This window comes from Cognatishimia coralii, from assembly GCF_037478305.1.
GTDB lineage: Bacteria > Pseudomonadota > Alphaproteobacteria > Rhodobacterales > Rhodobacteraceae > Cognatishimia > Cognatishimia coralii.
Genome location: NZ_JBBGAZ010000013.1, coordinates 1 through 16,758, shown reverse-complemented (window position 1 = coordinate 16,758; position 16,758 = coordinate 1). Strand labels below are relative to the sequence as shown.

Below are 16,758 nucleotides of genomic sequence, written 5' to 3'. Positions count from 1 at the left end.
TCATGGCTGACGATCCTGATCTGCAAAAACGCCTCAACACGTTCAAGGATGGCAAAACGAAACCCCGATCCGGTGGTCTCGGCGTAGGGGCATTGGCCATTGCGCTCGGACTTGGTGGTGCTGGTGTGGCCTATTGGCTGGCCACCGCAGCACAGGACGGCCCTGCCCCGCTCGAAACCTCCGAAGTGACACCGTTCCAGGACGGGCGACCCGGATCAGGGCGCTTGGAGTTCCCGCCAGATGAAACCGACCAACGCGTCAATGACGCGTTGATTGCAGTGGAAGAAGCCCTCGACGTGCCTGCGGCCCCTGCCCCGGAAACGAGCCAGGAGGTCCTGAACGAACTGGCCCAACTGCGTGAGGCATTGGCGGCCAGTCAATCAGCCCGCAACGCGGAAATCCAGGCCGCCGTTGGGGATTTACGCGAGGCCTTTGATGCCCAGACCAAGGCACTGGAGGAACAGCGCCGCCGTGAAGCCGAACGCGCGGCCGCGGAGTTGCTCACGGCTCAGATACGATCGCCCGCAGTCGTGTATTCGGATGGTCAGGGGAGTTCCGCAGCTTCTGGTGCAGCGGTTTCCAGCACGGCGGACGCAAGTGCGCCCCTGAATGAAAACGAGGCCTACTTGCAGACCGCCGCACGCCCTCTTGAGATCGAAGAGGCCGCGCGTATGGAAATCCCGGATCGGACCCTCGCGCAAGGCTCCGTGATCCAGGCCGCGCTGCAAACCGCTATCAATAGTGACCTGCCAGGCAATGTGGTGGCAGTCGTCTCAGAACCTGTTCCGGCCTTTTCCGGAGACCGGATCCTGATCCCACGTGGGTCGCGTCTCTTCGGACAATACCGCTCTGGCATCGAAGTCGGCCAGAAGCGAATTCTGATCCTCTGGACCCGTCTCCTCACACCCGACGGAACCTCAATCAATATCGCCTCTGTCGGCGCTGATCGGCTTGGCCGCTCCGGCATGACCGGCCTCGTCGACACCAAATTCCTTGAACGCTTCGGTGGCGCCGCGCTGATCTCGATCATCGGGGCTGCCCCCTCCGTAGCCGCAGATCGGGTCAGCGATGAAACCGCATCCGATGTTCTGGCAGACATTGGCTCGGACCTGTCTGACGCCACCAGTTCCGTCATCGCCGATCAGGTCTCGATGTCGCCGACAATCTATGTGGATCAGGGTGCGGGTGTGACCGTACTCGTAGACAGGGATGTTGTTATTCATTGAATATAGAAGCTCTCCCTTCCTCTTATCTCGAACGCTATCTTGCGCCCTTCGAACACTGGTTAGCCGATGAAGAAGTTATCGAGCTGGCCATCAATCCGGACGGTCGGGTGTGGGTCGAGCGACGTGGCTCCATTGCGATGGAATGTGGTGACACGGCCGTGAACCCGGCTGATGCAATCAACCTCGGCACCACCATGGTTGGCGACGCAAAGGCTAAAGTCTCCGAAAAGAACCCGCTGGTGTCCGGGAAAGTCGAGTTCCGGGGGCGACCACTGCGTGTACAAGTTGTGGTTTCGCCCGCCGTGGAGCAAGGGGCCGCGATCACCATCCGGCTGTTTGGGCAAACCAACATTCGCAGCTATGAGCCCACCTACCTTCAGGGCAAAGCAGTTTCCTTGACCGATATTCGGGCGGAGAAGCTAAAAGCAATTTCGAAACAGGCAGAAACCGATCTGACCGGAGCACTGCAGCAGCTTGTTGAAAACCGCCTGAATATCCTTGTGAGTGGCGGAACTTCGACAGGTAAGACCACCTTTGCCCGCCATCTCCTGACATATGTTCCCGACAGTGAACGGCTCATCACAATTGAGGATGCGTTCGAGCTGTTTCCGCGTCAGCCAAATTCAGTCTGCCTGCTTGCGGATCGGGCCAAGGACAGCCCGCGCTCAGCTGGGGCATTATTACAAGCTTCGCTCAGGATGCGACCTGATCGGATCGTGGTCGGCGAATTACGAGGGTCTGAAGCGCTCACCTATCTCGAGGCGATCAACACCGGGCATGGCGGGTCCGTCTCGACGATTCATGCCGAAACAGCAGAGCTCGCCATTGATCGGCTGGCGATCATGGTGTTGCAGGCTGGAACACCGCTGACCTTTGCAGAAGTGCAGACCTATATTCGAAAATCGATCGATGTGATTGTGCAGTTGGGGCGGGTCGAGGGGAATCGTGGAATTGCCGAACTGTTGGTATTGGGGTGAAACAGCTATTCCCCCAACAAATCCTCAATGAAACTCTCCTGCCGATCCAACACTTGCTCCCACTCCGGCGGCACCCCGTCGTCACGGTCCATATCCTCCGGCTGCAAATCATCGGCATTGGATTTCGCAGCCACCGCCCGCATCGCGCGCGCCTGTCGCCGCCGCGACCTCAGAGTGCTGGCTGCTTCCTGTTCTTCATCAACGTCGCCGTCATCGCCACCATCGGCCCAAGGCCCCACCCCTTCCACACTCGGGGGATAAGGGTAGCCCCTGCCCTCCTGCTGCTCGACCATCCCTTTGAACATCGGATCATCATAATACTTGATCCGCTGCGCCTTGATCGGGTGCTGCGGCGAGGCAAGGATGATAACTTCATCCGGATCCAAAAGCCGCGCCTCCGTTTCCGAGAGCAGCGGTCGTTCTTCCAGCCGCGCGCTGGTCGACGTCGCCCCGAGGATCCCTTTATTACGCCCATACATGCGCGTGACGGCCTCGCGGGTTGTGCTGCCAACCGCCGCCGATACTTCTCGCACAGTCCGCTGATCCCGCGGCGTGATGTAGAGCTTGAGCCCTGCCCCGTTTTCCAGACTCTCACGGCCCTCAGAGCCATAGATGCGGTCCAGCGCCGCCAGGGACTGTGCAATCATCGCCACACGCCCGCCATAGCTTGCCAGAGAATGGATCGCCCGCTCCAGATAAGGCATCGCCCCCATCTGCTGGAATTCATCGATCATCATCATGACCGGCCAGGGCTCGTCGGTACCCGGCTCGTTCAAACGCAGGCTGGCGATGAGGTCGGCGAACATGAGCCGCAGAAGCGGCGCCAGTGTTGCGATGTGATCCTCGGAGACCACGATGTAGAGCGAATGCGGTTTGCGCCGGAACTGGCCAAAGTCGAAGTCACTCGCCTCGGTCGCAGAGCGCACCGCCGGGTTGTCCCACTGCTTGAGACCTGCCGTCATCAGGGCCTGGATGTTCGAGGTCAAAAGCCGGGACGAGGCGCTGGCCGCGTTGGTCCAGAGCTCGCGCACCACCTCTTCCTTCGCCTCTTCGGCATAGGCGCTGTACTGGGCGTTCTTGTAGTCCCCTGCCGAGACGATCTTGTTCACCTCGCCCAAGGTGGGCGTGCCGCGCTGGATTGCCAGCAGACAGGCGGCCACAAAGATCGACTTACCGGCCTCGGAGAAGGTATCGAGGGTCTTGTTGTCTTTGTCGAGGAAGAGATCGGCCAGGATAGACACTTCCGTGAACTGCTGCGCAAAATTGGGATAGGCTGCAATGCGGGCCAGCGGGTTGTAGCGATGGGTGCTGTTGGCCCAGTCAAACGGGTTGAACCGAAACACCTCGTCGCCATTGAGCGCCCTCAACCGTGAGGTCTTGTCGAAGTTCTCGCCTTTCACGTCGAGCACCACGACCGAGCCCGCGAAAGACAGCAGGTTCGGGATCACGAATCCCACGCCCTTACCGGCCCGGGTCGGCGCCACCATCATCACATGCGGGATTTCGGTGGAGGAGATGAACTCGGATTTGGATTTCGGCTTGCCGAGTTTGCCACAGACAAAACCTGTACCGGGACCTTGCAGCATACCGTTCTTTCGAAGCTCCGCCTTGGTCTGCCAATGAGCCGAGCCATAGTCGTCCTGTTCCCGTTTCCAGGTCCAGGCGGCGGCGAGAACGCCAAGACCGAGTGCCCCGAACCCGACAGCCCCAAACGCCACCTTGAAGGCGTCTGGATGCGCGAGGCGCAATCCTGCACCGGCACGCCAGACGGCAAACATGTCGAACTGGCCAAAACCAGTGCGTAGCGCCAGCGCCAGGTAGATGCTGGCAACAATGGTGCCCAGCAACGTGCCACAGATCAGACCGAAGGGCACCGCGGCCCAGAGAGGGATGGGTTTCATGGGTAGTGCTCCGATCAGAAGGACATTTCGTCGTCGAGATCGCGGCCCATATGTTGACTGTGATCACGGGATTTGGCCTGCTCGGCTTCCATCTGCCGGGCCACCTCCGTCACCTTGTCCTTCTGCAGGGCGGCAGCACGGTCAGTGAAGACCTGATCGCCGGTTTCCTCGTGGGTCATCTCGAGGAACTCCTGCGTAACCGTGATCTGGTCGATCTTGCCGGGCAGCGCCTCTTCTAGCACCGTGTAGTTGCCGCGCCGCAGCTCGGCCAAGCCTTCCTCTCCCAACTCCTTGAAGAGCTCTGCCTGCAAAGTCCGCTCGACCACCTCTTCCTGCTCCTCGGTGAGTGTGCCTTCTTTCAGCATATCCGCCAATTCCTGCAGGTAAGCATTCGGTCCTCTGTCGGCATCGTCCACGAGAGAGAGGTCATGCCCATCCTCAGCATTGAGCCCCGCCCCGATCGGTACACCCAGTCCCCGTGCCCTCTCCATGAGGCGGTCCATCACGCCATCAACCTGTCCGAGCGCCGCATCGAGTTGGTTATCATTGGCGGTTTCAACCGTAAGGCCGTCCTTCGCCAGCACGGCGCCCATGTCCCGCTCGACCCAATCTTGGGCCAGCCCGTAATTCGTGGTGCCGCCTGAGACGATGCGGGCGGTGAGATCATCACCGTCGATCCCCGCATCCCGCGCATCTGACAGGATGCCCTCCAGAGCTTCATCCCGCCCGGATTGCAGTGCTTCGATCAGGCGCGCATCTCCTGCCCCCGGCGGATAGGGCTCGGCCAGGTCACGGCCGAACCTCGACCGCAGATCGGGGTCCGGCACCATCTGTGACAGGTCGCGGATGATCGGTGCCGCTTTCACCTCGAAGCTGGCACGTGCCTCACCGTCCAGTTCCTCGGCCTTGAGCCGCAGGGCCTCGATGGTGCGTTCGGAATACTCGATCGCATCCCCGACGGTCTGGATATCCTTCATATCAATCTCTCCTGCGGTGAACTGGTGAACGGTATTGGTGCCAAGCCCCTTGGCCATAGCCCGCACGGCGCGGGCAAGGTGACGCTGATCCATACGATCCAGAAGATCGGCGAGCTTGGCATAGTCCTTGGCAAAGCCCACAACCTGAGCCTGGGCGATGGCGGACTCCTCCGGCGTCATTGCGATCTCGCGCGGCAGGCGCGCCTCTTCCTTGGCCCGGTAGATTTCTTCGATGCCAGGGGCCTTGGCGAAGATGCCGCGCTCGAGCCGGGTGGTGGCGTCCAGCATCACGCCATAGCCCTCTGCGATCTCCGCCTGCTTCTCGCGCATGAGCTGGGGCGACATTACCCCCTCAGCCCAGCAGGAGAACCAGGTCCCCTGCTCTCGGCCGCGATTGTTCAGAACGATATGGGCGTGGCGGTGTGCGCGGTCGTCATGGACCGCCAACACGTAATCCCACTGGTCGCCATATTCGCCGCTCTCGAAGAAATGCTCCGCCCAGTCGAGCGCGATGTCACGGACTTTCTCGGTGCCGACATCTGTCGGGAAGGACAGAAGCATATGCGAGGTGAAGCCAAGCTTGGTGGTGCCGCGCCAGGTCTCAGACCAGCCCTCGATGATTTCGTCCTTCTGCTCGCCCGTCAGAACCGCTGCATTGTCCAGCGGGTTGGTCATGGTCGAATAGGTAAAGACCGCCTTGTCGTTGATGTAGGAGAGCTGGTTGCCGAGCGAGGCGCGCGTTTTGCACCCCCCTGCCCTGATCCGCTTGAACACTGCCGCCCGGCTCTGACCCGATGCCGCCTTGGCGATGTTGCGCACCGAAAGCCGTCCGACACGCGCGTAGCTGCGGCCCTGCCGACGCCCTGCCAGCCGCGCGTCGATCCGCGCCTGGGCCTTGCCCCGGATGCGCTCGTCTTCCCAGAGACGCCCCATGACCGACGTGTAAAGGGAGAGCGGATCAGCCATTGGCTACGACCTCCCCACCACTACCTGCCACGCCTGACTCGACAAGATTCGGCAGCCCGGCCCCGCGCTGCACCTGTGCCAGATCCTTCATCGCGCCAAGCTCGCGGGTCATCTTCTGTGCCAACTCGACAAGCTCGGAAACCAGCGCCCGATCCTCGTCCGTGAGCACCAGCCGCCCCCGCCGCACCTCCTTGGCGAGAGCCATTCCTGCATCGGTCAGATCGCGCGATTGACGCCAGGCTCCGACAAACCCATCGATCCGGTCCGCTGTCACATCCATGAATCCGCAGCGTGCCCGCACCACCGCCTTCAGCGCCTGACTGCGATTGGCGAAACCTCGCGCCTGCCACTCCGCATCGAAGGCCTGAAGATCGGATTGGGAGGCGCGAAAGGTGACAACCTCAGAAGGGTCGCGGACCGCAACACCCTCACCGATCTCCTCTTTCGCCAGCCGCGAGATGTGCCGCACTGACACACCGAACTCCGCCGACAAATCCCGCGCTGCCTCGCCCGTCTGGAAGCGCCGTGCGATCTCGATGCGCTGTTCGATCGTCAGGTTTTTGCGCGAACGCTTCACTTCAGACCCCTCGGACAAAATGTGTATACATTTGCCATATCCTGCCAATGTCTCCCTTTGCTACGGTTTATATATTTCATACCTTCATGTCAATTCGTCTTTAGCTGAAACAGGGTGAGTCTGGGAGTCGAATGAGCGTTTCAGAATACCCTCAAGGTCCAATCCTCGCTGACCGGATTGGCCTTAGTTCACTTGGGAACGAAGCGCATTAAGAAGCCACCAGCTCTGTCTGAGGCACGTGTAAAACTGGGGGCAACAGGCATAGAAAAGGCCACCCGCAATGGGGTGACCTTATAGGTTTCATGACAAACTTCAGGGGTCAGTCAGGCGGCGGTTCCGTCGTGATCCGTGAGCACTATGCCTTCCGTGACACCGACAAAGAGCGGTGTGACCTGGTACTCGCCGTCCTCGATTTCCGGCGGCGTCACGGCAACAATCGCAACCGCTGGTTCGCCGTCAAGGAAGCAGGAGAACAACGCGAAATTGTCGTGCTCTCCCGAAGTCAGCGCCTCGAAGGCGCTGATGTGTTCGGGGTGGATGTTGGTGCTCATGTGACGATCCCTCCGACCTCGCGGGCGCGCTCGGCATAGGTGCTGAGCGGCGCATCGGCTTCGAAGTGGAGGTCCCGCTCGATCGGTAGGCCAAGACGGCCACGATGCGCCTTGAGGACGCTGAGCCGGACCGATCCCAGCTCGGGATAGCCAAGGCCGAGATCGCAAAGACCGAAGGCAATGTCAGGATCTTCGGGATCGGTTTCGCTGAGGAGCCAGGTGGCGCCGCCATCCGGGGTGATGAGTTTAACCACCGGGTGATGGTCGATGGTGTCCTCGCCCGCTTCGATGCGGGTCTGGTTGGCGCTGCCATTGGCAGCCAACTGGTCGAGGATGGATTGGGGTAGAAGTTCCATAGTGTCTGTCCTTCGTACGAAATGTCGGTGATGTTGGCGGGAGGGGAACGAGACCCCTCCCCAGCCGGGTCACTCGGTGACCTGGCCGTCGTCGCTGTCGGCTTTGGGCTCGAAGAGGACGAGCTCGCCATTCACCGGGGTTGCGAAGAGTTGGATGGTCATGAAGGACTTGGCGCCTTCGTTCTGCGGGAAGGCGACGCCCACCTTGTGGAAGCGAGTCTTGCCATCCTTGCCGGTGTCCGGGGTGGTGACGGTGTAGTACTTGGTCATATCGGTTCTCCTTCGTTTTCGATGCAAACGGGAGACCGTGACTGCCCGGGCCGGCTGTCAGGCTGAACTTTGTCGCGCGAGGAATGGTGGCGTGAGCCGCCAGGGGAAAGTTCTGCTTGAAGGGGGTGGCTGAAAGCCGCGCCCGGCAGACGGGCCAAGTCACGGAGATTGACAGGCAAGAAAACGAGAGGGGAACGAGGTGGCCGGGCTGCGTGCCGATCACGCCGAACCGCAAGAGAATTGGATCCGTCCACGATGGATGACGCCTGAAGTTGGATGAACCTGCCACGACCGGAATGACATGTCCCCGCACAACCTGATATGGCGGGCATGATCAAGCTTCGACCCATTGCCGATGACGCCGCCATACTGGACCAGTCCCGACTGCTTCAGGCCGTGGAGCTTGCCTTCGCCTATGCCGACACAAACGGTGGGATCGGGCTGACACAGACCAAGGCCTTCAATCGGAAATTCGGTCAGTTCAATTCGGCCGTTGCCTTCCGGCTGGGGCTCAGCCAAGTTCATCTAAAACAATTAAATAGTGCCTGAACACACGTAACGGTTTAAGAAATTGGTTAAACAACATGCCTGAAATCATCAGCTTTCAACAAGCGATAGAAGCCACAAAGGGCGAAGATAAGGCTCTTCTGATCGGCAACGGCTTTTCTGCGCAGTATTTCAATTACGCGAACCTTCTGACGGAAGCGCAGCTGGAAGACGGCAGTCCCGTAAAAGCACTGTTTGAACGACTTGGCACAGTAGATTTCGAAGCGGTTATTAGGGCTCTCGAGGACGCATCCATTGTCGAGCGGGCCTATGGCAACGAAGTTCATGCCAATGAACTCGAGGCCGACGCTCAAAAGGTAAGGGAGGCCCTCGTCAATGCCGTCAACGCGACACATCCCGCCCATAGGGAAGACCTCGAATTCCAGTATGAAAGCGCGGCAGCGTTTCTGAAGCACTTTAGCAAAGGCCGAGTCTTCACGTTAAACTATGACCTACTGCTCTATTGGGTGAATTTGGAAAAAAGCCTGCTAACTGACGGGTTTGGCCTTGGCGAAGACGTAGACGATGGCCGTTTCAAAGGCCCTTTCCAAGAAGGTGCATACTGCCGAACTTTCAACCTACATGGTGGTTTACACCTTTTTCAAGACGGAGTCGGAGATGTCTACAAAGCTCTGAACGATGGCGATGGAGTCATAGCGAACATTACACACGAGATTGCGAACAACGGGCGACTTCCTCTTTATGTAGCCGAGGGCACTTCGACATCGAAGCTGCGCAAGATCAACTCTGTCGAGTATCTCCGCCATTGCTATCGCGCATTGCAGGAAACTACTGCCGCCGTTTTCGTGTTCGGGCACAGCGCAGATTCGAACGACGCCCATATTTATCATGCGATTTTCGGATCAAAGGCTAAGCACGTCTATTTCGGCGTGTTCCAACCAAACGACGAAAAGGTCACGGCTTTGGATGCCGAACTGGCAAAATACAGAAAGCTCGGAGGGGATGGCGTCCACTACAGCTTCTTTGACTCTGAGACCGCGCAGGTCTGGGATGGACCGCCGGAGGAAGAAGATGCAGACTGACGATCATGCTGTCGGAGAATTCCTGGCTGACGGACGCTGGTTCTTGCGCGCCCAGATTGGTGTGACTCCATCGTTGCGCATGCCGACGTTGGACATCATGGCTGCTAGTGTTTGCAGTCTGTGCGCCACACAATGCCTAACCAGCCCGAATTGAGGCCGCCTAAGCGGCGACCTCATCCGGGTTTGGCTGCAGCCCATGCAAGTAATCAACCGCTTTCTGCGCATGCGCAGCAGCCTGGAAGATGAACCGCTTGTCATTGCGCAAACCTTCAAGTTATCGCGAGGAGGGCATAATGCGGAGGAATTCCGCCAATGCCTTGGTTTCCCTGGCAGTCTGTTCACTTTCCTCCGCATTATTTTGATGCGTGTCAGAGTGTATCCAACCAGTCGAGCACGCTCTGGTCGCGCCGCCATGAGGGTGGACTGCCGGTCTTCGGTCTTTCGACACGCTCCAGTGCCCGGCGTTTGGTCTCCAGATTTGCCTGAGCATAGTGGTTGGTCGTCTCGAGGCTGACATGACCCAGCCAGCTGCGGATGACCGTGACGTCGACGCCGGCAGCGACCAGATGCACAGCTGTCGCGTGCCGGAAGCTGTGCGGTGTCACATGTTTTGCCGCCAGCGACGGCGTGACCTTTTCAGCCGTCCTGACATAGTCCGCCAGTTTGAAGCGCACCCCTGAGGCGCTCAGCGGTTTGCCATAGCGGTTCACGAAGAGTGGCGCATCGGCCGGCCTCGGTGTTCGCTCAAGCAGTGACTTCAGCAAGGCCACCGTCTCCGGCCAAAGCGGACTGATCCGTTCTTTCCGGCCCTTCCCGTACAAGCGCACGCAGGCCGGAGCATCGAACCTGATCGCCTGGGGGCAAAGGTCGAGGGCTTCCTGGATGCGCGCGCCGGTATTGTAGAGCAGCGACAGCAAGACATGGTCCCGCTGGCCGACCAACGTGGAGCGGTCAGGTTGAGCCAGGATCGCGTGCACCTCTTCGGGTTCGAGGTAGTCTGGCGCGCGGATCGGTGCCTTTTTCGTTGGCACGTTCAATATCTCCGCGCATTGCGCCATGAGCTCCGGTTCGCGCGTTGCCACATAGCCGAAGAAGCTGCGCAGGGCAGCGAGGCGGCAGTTCCGGGTGCCGATGGTGTCACCTCGCTCGACCTCAAGATGTTGAAGGAAGGCGATGACCTCAACGGCAGTCAATTCGCTCAAAGTCAGACGAACAACCGACTTGCCACTACGGGCCGCGACAAAGCGCAAAAAGAGCCGCCAGGTATCCCGATAGGACTTGACGGTATGCACGGAGGCGTTGCGCTGCTGGACCATCCAGTCGGTGAAGAACATGCGCAGCAATTGGGGAAGCGGATCAGATTTCATGATGCCACCTCAGCCGATTCAGCGTTGCCCGGCGCGGCGAAGGCCCGGAACCGTTCACTCGCTTCATGCAATAAGTCCTGGGTCACGGTGATGTAGACCAGCGTGGAGTTGATGTCGCGATGGCCGAGATATGTTGCAAGATACGGCAGCTTTTCCTGCGGATTCACGCCTTGCCGGTACCATTCGAGGATCCGGTGAACGACGAAGGTATGACGCAGGTCGTGGATGCGTGGCCCGGTCTTCCCCTTGGCCGGTTTGAGACCTGCCATGCGCAAAATGGCGACAAGGTGGGTGCTGATGGATGCCCGGCAGTAATAACGGTTCTTTTGATCGTGCCAGAACAAACCGGCGTCTGGGCTGCGAGAGACCTTGGCCCTTTGGCGCGCTTCGAGAAGCGTGCGTAGAGCATCTATCGCGCTGTCCGACAGCGGCAGGATGCGGGACTTGAAGAACTTCGTCTCCCGGATCGCGATGGTTCCCGCCCGCATGTCAACGTCGCCAAGCGTCAGCCTTGCAATCTCGCCGATGCGCAATCCGGCGCAATAGGCCAGAACCAGCATGGTATAGAGGTTGATCGGACGCGAGGGCGCGCGCGGCGACGGATAGACCCGGGCGATTGCAAGCAGTTTCTGGATTTCCTCGGAGCTGTAGATATACGGGCGCCGCCAGCCGCGAGCGACCTGTTTCGCTGGCCGGTTGTCCGATTGCCGTTTGGGACGTGATGGATCGTCATGGCACAGTGCCTTGTTCAGGATACGGGCCAATTTCTCGCATTCGGCCGGATGGTTCGCGGTCGTCTTTGTCCTGCGGTAGTGCTCAAGCATGATCTCCAGCGGCTGGCCATCGAGATCGGGCCTTTGCTGCAGAAAGCGGTCGAACCGGCGGCAAATGACGTCGGCCGCCTCATACCGGTAGCCACTGCGCTGCATCCGCTCGACATGGTTGCGCATCAGCTCTCCCAATGAACTTTCGAACGGTCGAAGTTGCCGCAACGCCTCGAGTGCCTGATTGGGATCAGGGGCCATCAAAGCCCGTATTACGCCCGTGTCACTGTGGGCATTATAGTCACGGCGAAGGTCGGAGATCGGATTGCTCTCAATCCTTCCATCATCCGCCAGGGCATCCAGGAAGCGGGCAACAATCCGAGCGCGGTTCTGCACCGTTGAAGGGGCCCAGACCTCGCCACGCTCGCGCAACCAATATTCAAGCGTTTGCCGGTCAGTTGCGCCAAACCGCAACACCGCCTGCCGGAAGCTGTTCAGCGCTTGCCGATAGTAGATTGGCGTTATCGCATAGTTCAATGGAAGCCGGGCGATGTAGTTCTCGATGATCTCATCGCCATCCTCGGGCCAGCTTGTCATTGTCTCACCTCCCTGCCCGGAAGCTCGATGGCAATCGCACGCAGGTCTTCGGTGGCGAGCTTCAGATACGGAGCTATCGATTCCGAGGATCGGTGGCCGAGCACATCGCCAATGATCTTGCGCGGGGTGGATGCCCTCAGCATGCTGACCGCACGGGCATGGCGGAAGATGTGCGGTCCGCGCTTGCCAACAAGCTCAATTCCGGCAACAGCGAGGCGCCGTTTGACCACACCATAGAGCCCGCCCGCCTTCATTGCCTGATAGGGTGCCCGGCTTCTCAGAAAGACAGTCCTTGCATCAGTCTCCGGACGGCCAGCGCGCAAATATCGCAGGATCGCTTCCCCCACGGGTTCCATCAGAGGCAGCACGTCCGTGGCATTGGATTTGGAGCGTTGCACCCGAATGGTATCTGCCCGCCAGTTGATATCCTCGATCTGCAGGCGGCCGACCTCGCCGGACCGAAAGCCGTAATTGGCAAGCAGCTGCAGGATCGCGTGATCACGCAACCCCAAGGGCGAGCTGTCTTGCCCCGCAAGTTCGAGCACCGCCGCGATCTGTTCGGCGGTCAGGATCGACGGAATACCCTCGTAGGCGTAGAGAAGCGGGGCGATCACATGACCTGAGAGATCATTCGGATGCAACTTGCACCGGTGTAGATGCCGCAGGAAGCCGCGCAACCGTTCGGCCACGTCCTTGAGCGATTTACGAGTCAAGCCCGGCGCCCTGACATCCATGTAGGCATCAATGTCGCGCACGCTCAGATCGGCAAAACCGGCTTTTCCGTACCGCTGGACGAACCATTTGCAAAAATGGCGCGCCTCCCACATCAGCGCCGTGATCGAGGGCTCGGCCAGACCGCGTTCGGCTTGCAGCCATCGCTCATACTGGTCGCAGACCTCTCGGGCGACGCGCTCCGCTTCGGTCGTGGCAGGCGGCACTGGAGGCCATTCTGGCAGGGCGGAGCGCATCAAAGCGTAAATCCCCGACCGCGGTATCGATGCCCAGTTGGACCCCGGTGCGCGCCCGCGGTCCTTTTGAAACTGCCGGACTGCATGGCGTAGGTATTCGGCGACAAGATCCGGCGTGACGTCGCGCAGGTCAATCGCCCGCTCCTCCAGATAAGCGAGGAATTGACCCGCATAGAGGCAATAATTTTGAATGACTGTCGGGCTGTAACGCTGCCGGTGCAGGGTGTCGCGAAGCTTCGAAAGCTCTTCAGGTTTAGATGATGGCATTTGGTTCTCCTTGGTTTGTTGGGTCAACCAAGGGAACCTCCAGTCTCAAATAATGGGCAGCAAGGGCGACACTGCCCCGGCCCAATGCATTGAAATCAAACAGCCTTGAAAACTATCCTCCGCATTATGCTGTCCTCGCGATAACTCGAATAATGACGAGCTCGTCATTATTCGAGCCAATGCGCGATATATGCGGCGTGTTCATCACGCGGTTCCGGCGACAGGCCCAGATCAGCGGCCAGAAACGCGGCGCCAAGCTCAGCAACAAGCTCTTCCCGAGCATAGCCTTCGTCGCCCCAGCGTTTGCGGCCGAAGCTGCGATCAAGACGCTTCGGGTGGCGAGTCCAGTGGCAAACCTCGTGGCCGAGGGTTGAATAACACGCCTCGGGGGATTCAAAGGTCTCAAACGGCGGCATCTGCACATAGTCTGCATCGACCGCATAGAAGGCCTGGTTGCCACCATGGCGAATATCAGCCTCGGTCGCAGCGAAGAACGCTTCCGCGGTGGCATCTCGCTCGGCGGTCTCGGGCATCGGATCTGTCACCTCGTAGTAGGTCTCAGGCAGTCCCTCGATTTGATTGACGTTGAAAACCGTGTAGCCCTTCATGAAGGGGATCTCGACCTCGCGATCCTGGCCCGCATCATCGGTCTCGGTTTTGCGCATCTTGTCGGCGTAGATGACGAGTTGGCCCTTGGAGCCTTTGCGGACCTGCCCGCCGAGTTCGAGTGCCTGGCGATAGGTCATCCAGGTGGGTGCAGCGTAGCCATGGGCGACGGACGCGGCCCAGAGCAGGATGATGTTGAAGCCGCGATAAGCGACGCCGTTGTAGCGTAGAGGCCGGGTAATGCGATTGGCGAGATGATCGGCATTCCAGGGTTTGTGCCAGGGTCGGGTGCCAGCTTCGAGATCGGTAATGATCTTCCCGGTGATGCGGGTGTAGATGTCGGGCTTTGCCATGTGATCCTCCATTGTCTCGTCCCCGTGCGGGACGCGGGAGGAAATGGCGGGCGCAATTAGCCGGCCGGGCATGGTCAACACGGGAGCGTCAGCGAATGGAGCGGGCAGACCATTGCGCGGGCGGCGGCGTCCGCCAGACCCGCGATCCCCTTGCTCGCACGGGGATGAGACGGTGGAGTTCAGAGCGGGAAGCCCCCTACCCCACCGGATCAAGATCAGATGAATGGCGCGATGGCATCCTGAACAACGGCGCTCAAATCACGCTGCCGAAGAATCCGGTTGTCAGGATTCCACTCTTCTGAGCCCTCAAATCGCGCCGCTTTGACAGGACCATCTTTTTGATAACCTTCAAACCCGTCACCGTCGCAAAAGCGACGCGCGAGGATGTCGATCGCCGCCTTGACGGTTTCAGCGTGCTTGCCAGCCAGTGCAGCGTCGAATGCAGAATGCAAAGCCTCCGTTCCGCCTTTGTAGTGCTCAAGGCAATAGCAGAGGTCGTGCGAATCCTTGGGTTCGGCCCGGTGATCAAACGCGAACGCCTTGAGGCAGGTGAAACTGACAATGTCGGCATGCCGGATGGTTTCAGTGGTGACGCCACCGTCGTCCAGCAGTTCGGCTGTGATCTCCACGGTCTCATGATGATCCAGCACCATCGCTGAATGCGGAATGTGGATTGCCGAAACTGCACCTTCCGAGGGCAACTCTTTAAGCGCCCCACCCCTCTCATCGCCTGCATCCGCCAGGAATTCCAGGATCAGTACAGTGCCGTCGACCAACTCCTGTTGCCAGCGCCATGAGAGTTTTTTGCCCTGATCGTTTTCTGACCGTTTGAACCCGATGGCCCTGATATTGTCCTCAAGCGTCCGGTAGGCTTCGGTATCAGCAAGCAGTTTCATGTCCACGACGACTTCTACGTCACCGGTTCCCGCGTGTGCAGGCACCGCCGGTGGGCGTTCCTTGATGAGGTAGCGTGGCGTCAGACCGCCGACGAGAAAGATGGAGTCGCGCCACGGCCCCAAATGGCGGATCAGCGTGACCAGAACGCGCTCACAGGCCTCGGTGACAGTTTGGTTGTAGCCTTGAATGGCCGTCGGTTTCTTCATTGCCACACCAGTTTCTGAGACCGCAGATGCTCCGCCATTTCCTTCGAACGACCATGGTCTTCCAGCAGGTCGAGATAGACTTGCAGTGGCGAGGCCAACAAGCGTTTTTGCTCGTCATACATCCCGTGGCGTTGCTTCATTGATTTCGCGTCAATGACGACAAGGTTTGCACCTTCGGAAACCTCTCGGGCGCCCAAAGTGGAGATGAGCCAATCGTGTGTCCGTTTCCCAAAGGCCCGCACCGTCAGGTCAGAGACATTTGAAAGAAACGGCGTATATGCCTGGGCGGCAAACTGTCCGGTGAACTCCAGATCGAAGTCGTCGTCGTAGTTATCACCCTCGATCTCGCGGGCCATGTCCTCGGGTTTCAACCGCGGAACGTAATACCGGCTCCGCCTCGACGCACGGCTTGCCAGAATGCTGTCGCGCCAGGCATCCAGGAGGACATCCGGCCGGATCAGCCTGCGCCGTTTCGCAGGCCCCTCCCCTCTCACATCCAGCCAATCGCGGCGCTCAAGATCCTTGAAAGTCTCGGAAACGGTTGCGGCAGACACACCGGCATTTTCGGCGATTTCCGAGCCACTCACCCATTCGCCTGGACGATCAAACAGGGCGTGCAAGACCAGTGCACGGGTTCCTTTGAACACGTTCATGGCGCGACGCTTGGCGCGCTTAGGTTTCGGCCTCTCGATCAGCACAAACGTCTCATCGACGCTGACAAAGAGCGAGCCGCTCAAATCGTGATAGGCGACCTGCTCTTCTTGAAGGAAGTCCCGTGCCCCTTCCGAAACCGAACGTGCAAGGATCATCGGGACATACCGCCGGTTGGGACTATCCAACTCCCGCAGGTATCGTTTGAGCTGCCAGACAATCTCTCGTGCGTCTCGCGGAAACACATCGCCTCGGGTCTCCACCACGAAGGCGATTTCACGGCCTGCCACAACCGCGTCAAGAATTGCATCCGGGCGCAAACGCCCGCCAATTCCCGCTTCCCAGGAGATTTCGCCCAAATGAGCATTGGGAACCACCTCAAAGCTGTCGCTCAGGCTTTCCACAAGTTCCGGCTCTATGTTCGTGGTTTCTTCCATATTCACTGTTCAGCAGATTTAGCCGTTTCTCTCCTATATTCACCAAAAAGTCAATATTCACTGTTCAGCAAACTTGCACATATCGACATCCCGACCGACCAAGCCCATCTTCACCAAGCTCGGTGACGCTCTAAAGCGTCCGACCTTTAATTTGAGACATATCCGGCAGCCGTAAAGTAGTTCCAGCACTCTTGTGGCGAGTAGAGATCGCAAATCTCGGACAGAGCATTGAACATGTCAGTGAAGTTGCGCGCA

Annotated in this window: 16 protein-coding genes; 4 read left to right on the top strand and 12 right to left on the bottom strand. The window is 59.2% G+C overall.

Annotated features, from left to right (window positions below; all coding sequences use genetic code 11):
• Nucleotides 1-2: 2 nt before the first annotated feature.
• Both WG622_RS16475 and WG622_RS16470 read left to right on the top strand, forming a co-directional pair.
• Entirely contained in the window at nucleotides 3-1,226 is a 1,224-nt protein-coding gene (locus WG622_RS16475; protein WP_339404539.1) for a TraB/TrbI/VirB10 family type IV secretion system protein, read from the top strand.
• Nucleotides 1,223-2,203 carry an ATPase, T2SS/T4P/T4SS family gene (locus tag WG622_RS16470; RefSeq protein ID WP_243614252.1) on the top strand — a complete coding sequence of 327 codons (981 nt, stop codon included), beginning with the start codon at nucleotides 1,223-1,225 and terminating at the stop codon, nucleotides 2,201-2,203. The genes WG622_RS16475 and WG622_RS16470 overlap by 4 nt, the downstream gene beginning before the upstream one ends.
• Nucleotides 2,204-2,208: 5 nt before the next feature.
• Here the strand turns inward: WG622_RS16470 and WG622_RS16465 are convergent, their stop codons facing one another.
• The 6 genes from WG622_RS16465 to WG622_RS16440 all read right to left on the bottom strand — a co-directional run bounded on the left by WG622_RS16465 (nucleotide 2,209) and on the right by WG622_RS16440 (nucleotide 7,801).
• Entirely contained in the window at nucleotides 2,209-4,104 is a 1,896-nt protein-coding gene (locus WG622_RS16465; RefSeq protein WP_243614251.1) for a type IV secretory system conjugative DNA transfer family protein, read from the bottom strand.
• Nucleotides 4,105-4,118: 14 nt separating this feature from the next.
• A complete protein-coding gene (locus tag WG622_RS16460; protein WP_243614250.1) occupies nucleotides 4,119-6,047 on the bottom strand; it encodes a relaxase/mobilization nuclease domain-containing protein in 1,929 nt (642 codons plus the stop codon).
• The gene (locus WG622_RS16455; RefSeq protein WP_243614249.1) at nucleotides 6,040-6,624 is read right to left on the bottom strand and encodes a ribbon-helix-helix domain-containing protein; all 585 of its coding nucleotides are present in this window, start codon (nucleotides 6,622-6,624) and stop codon (nucleotides 6,040-6,042) included. Before WG622_RS16455 ends, WG622_RS16460 begins: the two co-directional genes overlap by 8 nt.
• Nucleotides 6,625-6,947: 323 nt before the next feature.
• Nucleotides 6,948-7,175, bottom strand: coding sequence for a hypothetical protein (locus tag WG622_RS16450; RefSeq protein ID WP_243614248.1), 228 nt, complete (start codon nucleotides 7,173-7,175; stop codon nucleotides 6,948-6,950).
• Nucleotides 7,172-7,531 (bottom strand): DUF2958 domain-containing protein, encoded by a 360-nt coding sequence (locus WG622_RS16445; protein WP_339404538.1) that lies wholly within the window; start codon nucleotides 7,529-7,531, stop codon nucleotides 7,172-7,174. Before WG622_RS16445 ends, WG622_RS16450 begins: the two co-directional genes overlap by 4 nt.
• A gap of 69 nt (nucleotides 7,532-7,600) precedes the next feature.
• The gene (locus tag WG622_RS16440) at nucleotides 7,601-7,801 is read right to left on the bottom strand and encodes a hypothetical protein (RefSeq protein WP_090063199.1); all 201 of its coding nucleotides are present in this window, start codon (nucleotides 7,799-7,801) and stop codon (nucleotides 7,601-7,603) included.
• A 321-nt stretch (nucleotides 7,802-8,122) separates the two neighbouring features.
• Here WG622_RS16440 and WG622_RS16435 point away from each other — a divergent pair, with 321 nt between their 5' ends.
• Nucleotides 8,123-8,350, top strand: a complete 228-nt coding sequence (locus tag WG622_RS16435) for a hypothetical protein (protein WP_339404537.1) — start codon at nucleotides 8,123-8,125, stop codon at nucleotides 8,348-8,350.
• 35 nt (nucleotides 8,351-8,385) lie between these two features.
• Nucleotides 8,386-9,390, top strand: a complete 1,005-nt coding sequence (locus WG622_RS16430; RefSeq protein ID WP_339404536.1) for a DUF4917 family protein — start codon at nucleotides 8,386-8,388, stop codon at nucleotides 9,388-9,390.
• A gap of 368 nt (nucleotides 9,391-9,758) precedes the next feature.
• Here the strand turns inward: WG622_RS16430 and WG622_RS16425 are convergent, their stop codons facing one another.
• The 6 genes from WG622_RS16425 to WG622_RS16400 form a co-directional block, all read right to left on the bottom strand.
• Nucleotides 9,759-10,757 carry a site-specific integrase gene (locus tag WG622_RS16425; RefSeq protein ID WP_339404535.1) on the bottom strand — a complete coding sequence of 333 codons (999 nt, stop codon included), beginning with the start codon at nucleotides 10,755-10,757 and terminating at the stop codon, nucleotides 9,759-9,761.
• Nucleotides 10,754-12,118 carry a tyrosine-type recombinase/integrase gene (locus tag WG622_RS16420; protein ID WP_339404534.1) on the bottom strand — a complete coding sequence of 455 codons (1,365 nt, stop codon included), beginning with the start codon at nucleotides 12,116-12,118 and terminating at the stop codon, nucleotides 10,754-10,756. Before WG622_RS16420 ends, WG622_RS16425 begins: the two co-directional genes overlap by 4 nt.
• A complete protein-coding gene (locus tag WG622_RS16415; protein ID WP_339404533.1) occupies nucleotides 12,115-13,353 on the bottom strand; it encodes a tyrosine-type recombinase/integrase in 1,239 nt (412 codons plus the stop codon). The genes WG622_RS16420 and WG622_RS16415 overlap by 4 nt, the downstream gene beginning before the upstream one ends.
• Before the next feature lie 167 nt (nucleotides 13,354-13,520).
• Nucleotides 13,521-14,312 carry an ArdC family protein gene (locus WG622_RS16410; RefSeq protein WP_339404532.1) on the bottom strand — a complete coding sequence of 264 codons (792 nt, stop codon included), beginning with the start codon at nucleotides 14,310-14,312 and terminating at the stop codon, nucleotides 13,521-13,523.
• Between the two features lie 215 nt (nucleotides 14,313-14,527).
• Nucleotides 14,528-15,415 (bottom strand): antitoxin, encoded by an 888-nt coding sequence (locus WG622_RS16405; RefSeq protein WP_339404531.1) that lies wholly within the window; start codon nucleotides 15,413-15,415, stop codon nucleotides 14,528-14,530.
• On the bottom strand, nucleotides 15,412-16,503 hold the full coding sequence (locus WG622_RS16400; RefSeq protein ID WP_339404530.1) for a MarR family transcriptional regulator: 1,092 nt from the start codon (nucleotides 16,501-16,503) through the stop codon (nucleotides 15,412-15,414). The genes WG622_RS16405 and WG622_RS16400 overlap by 4 nt, the downstream gene beginning before the upstream one ends.
• Nucleotides 16,504-16,758: the final 255 nt, after the last annotated feature.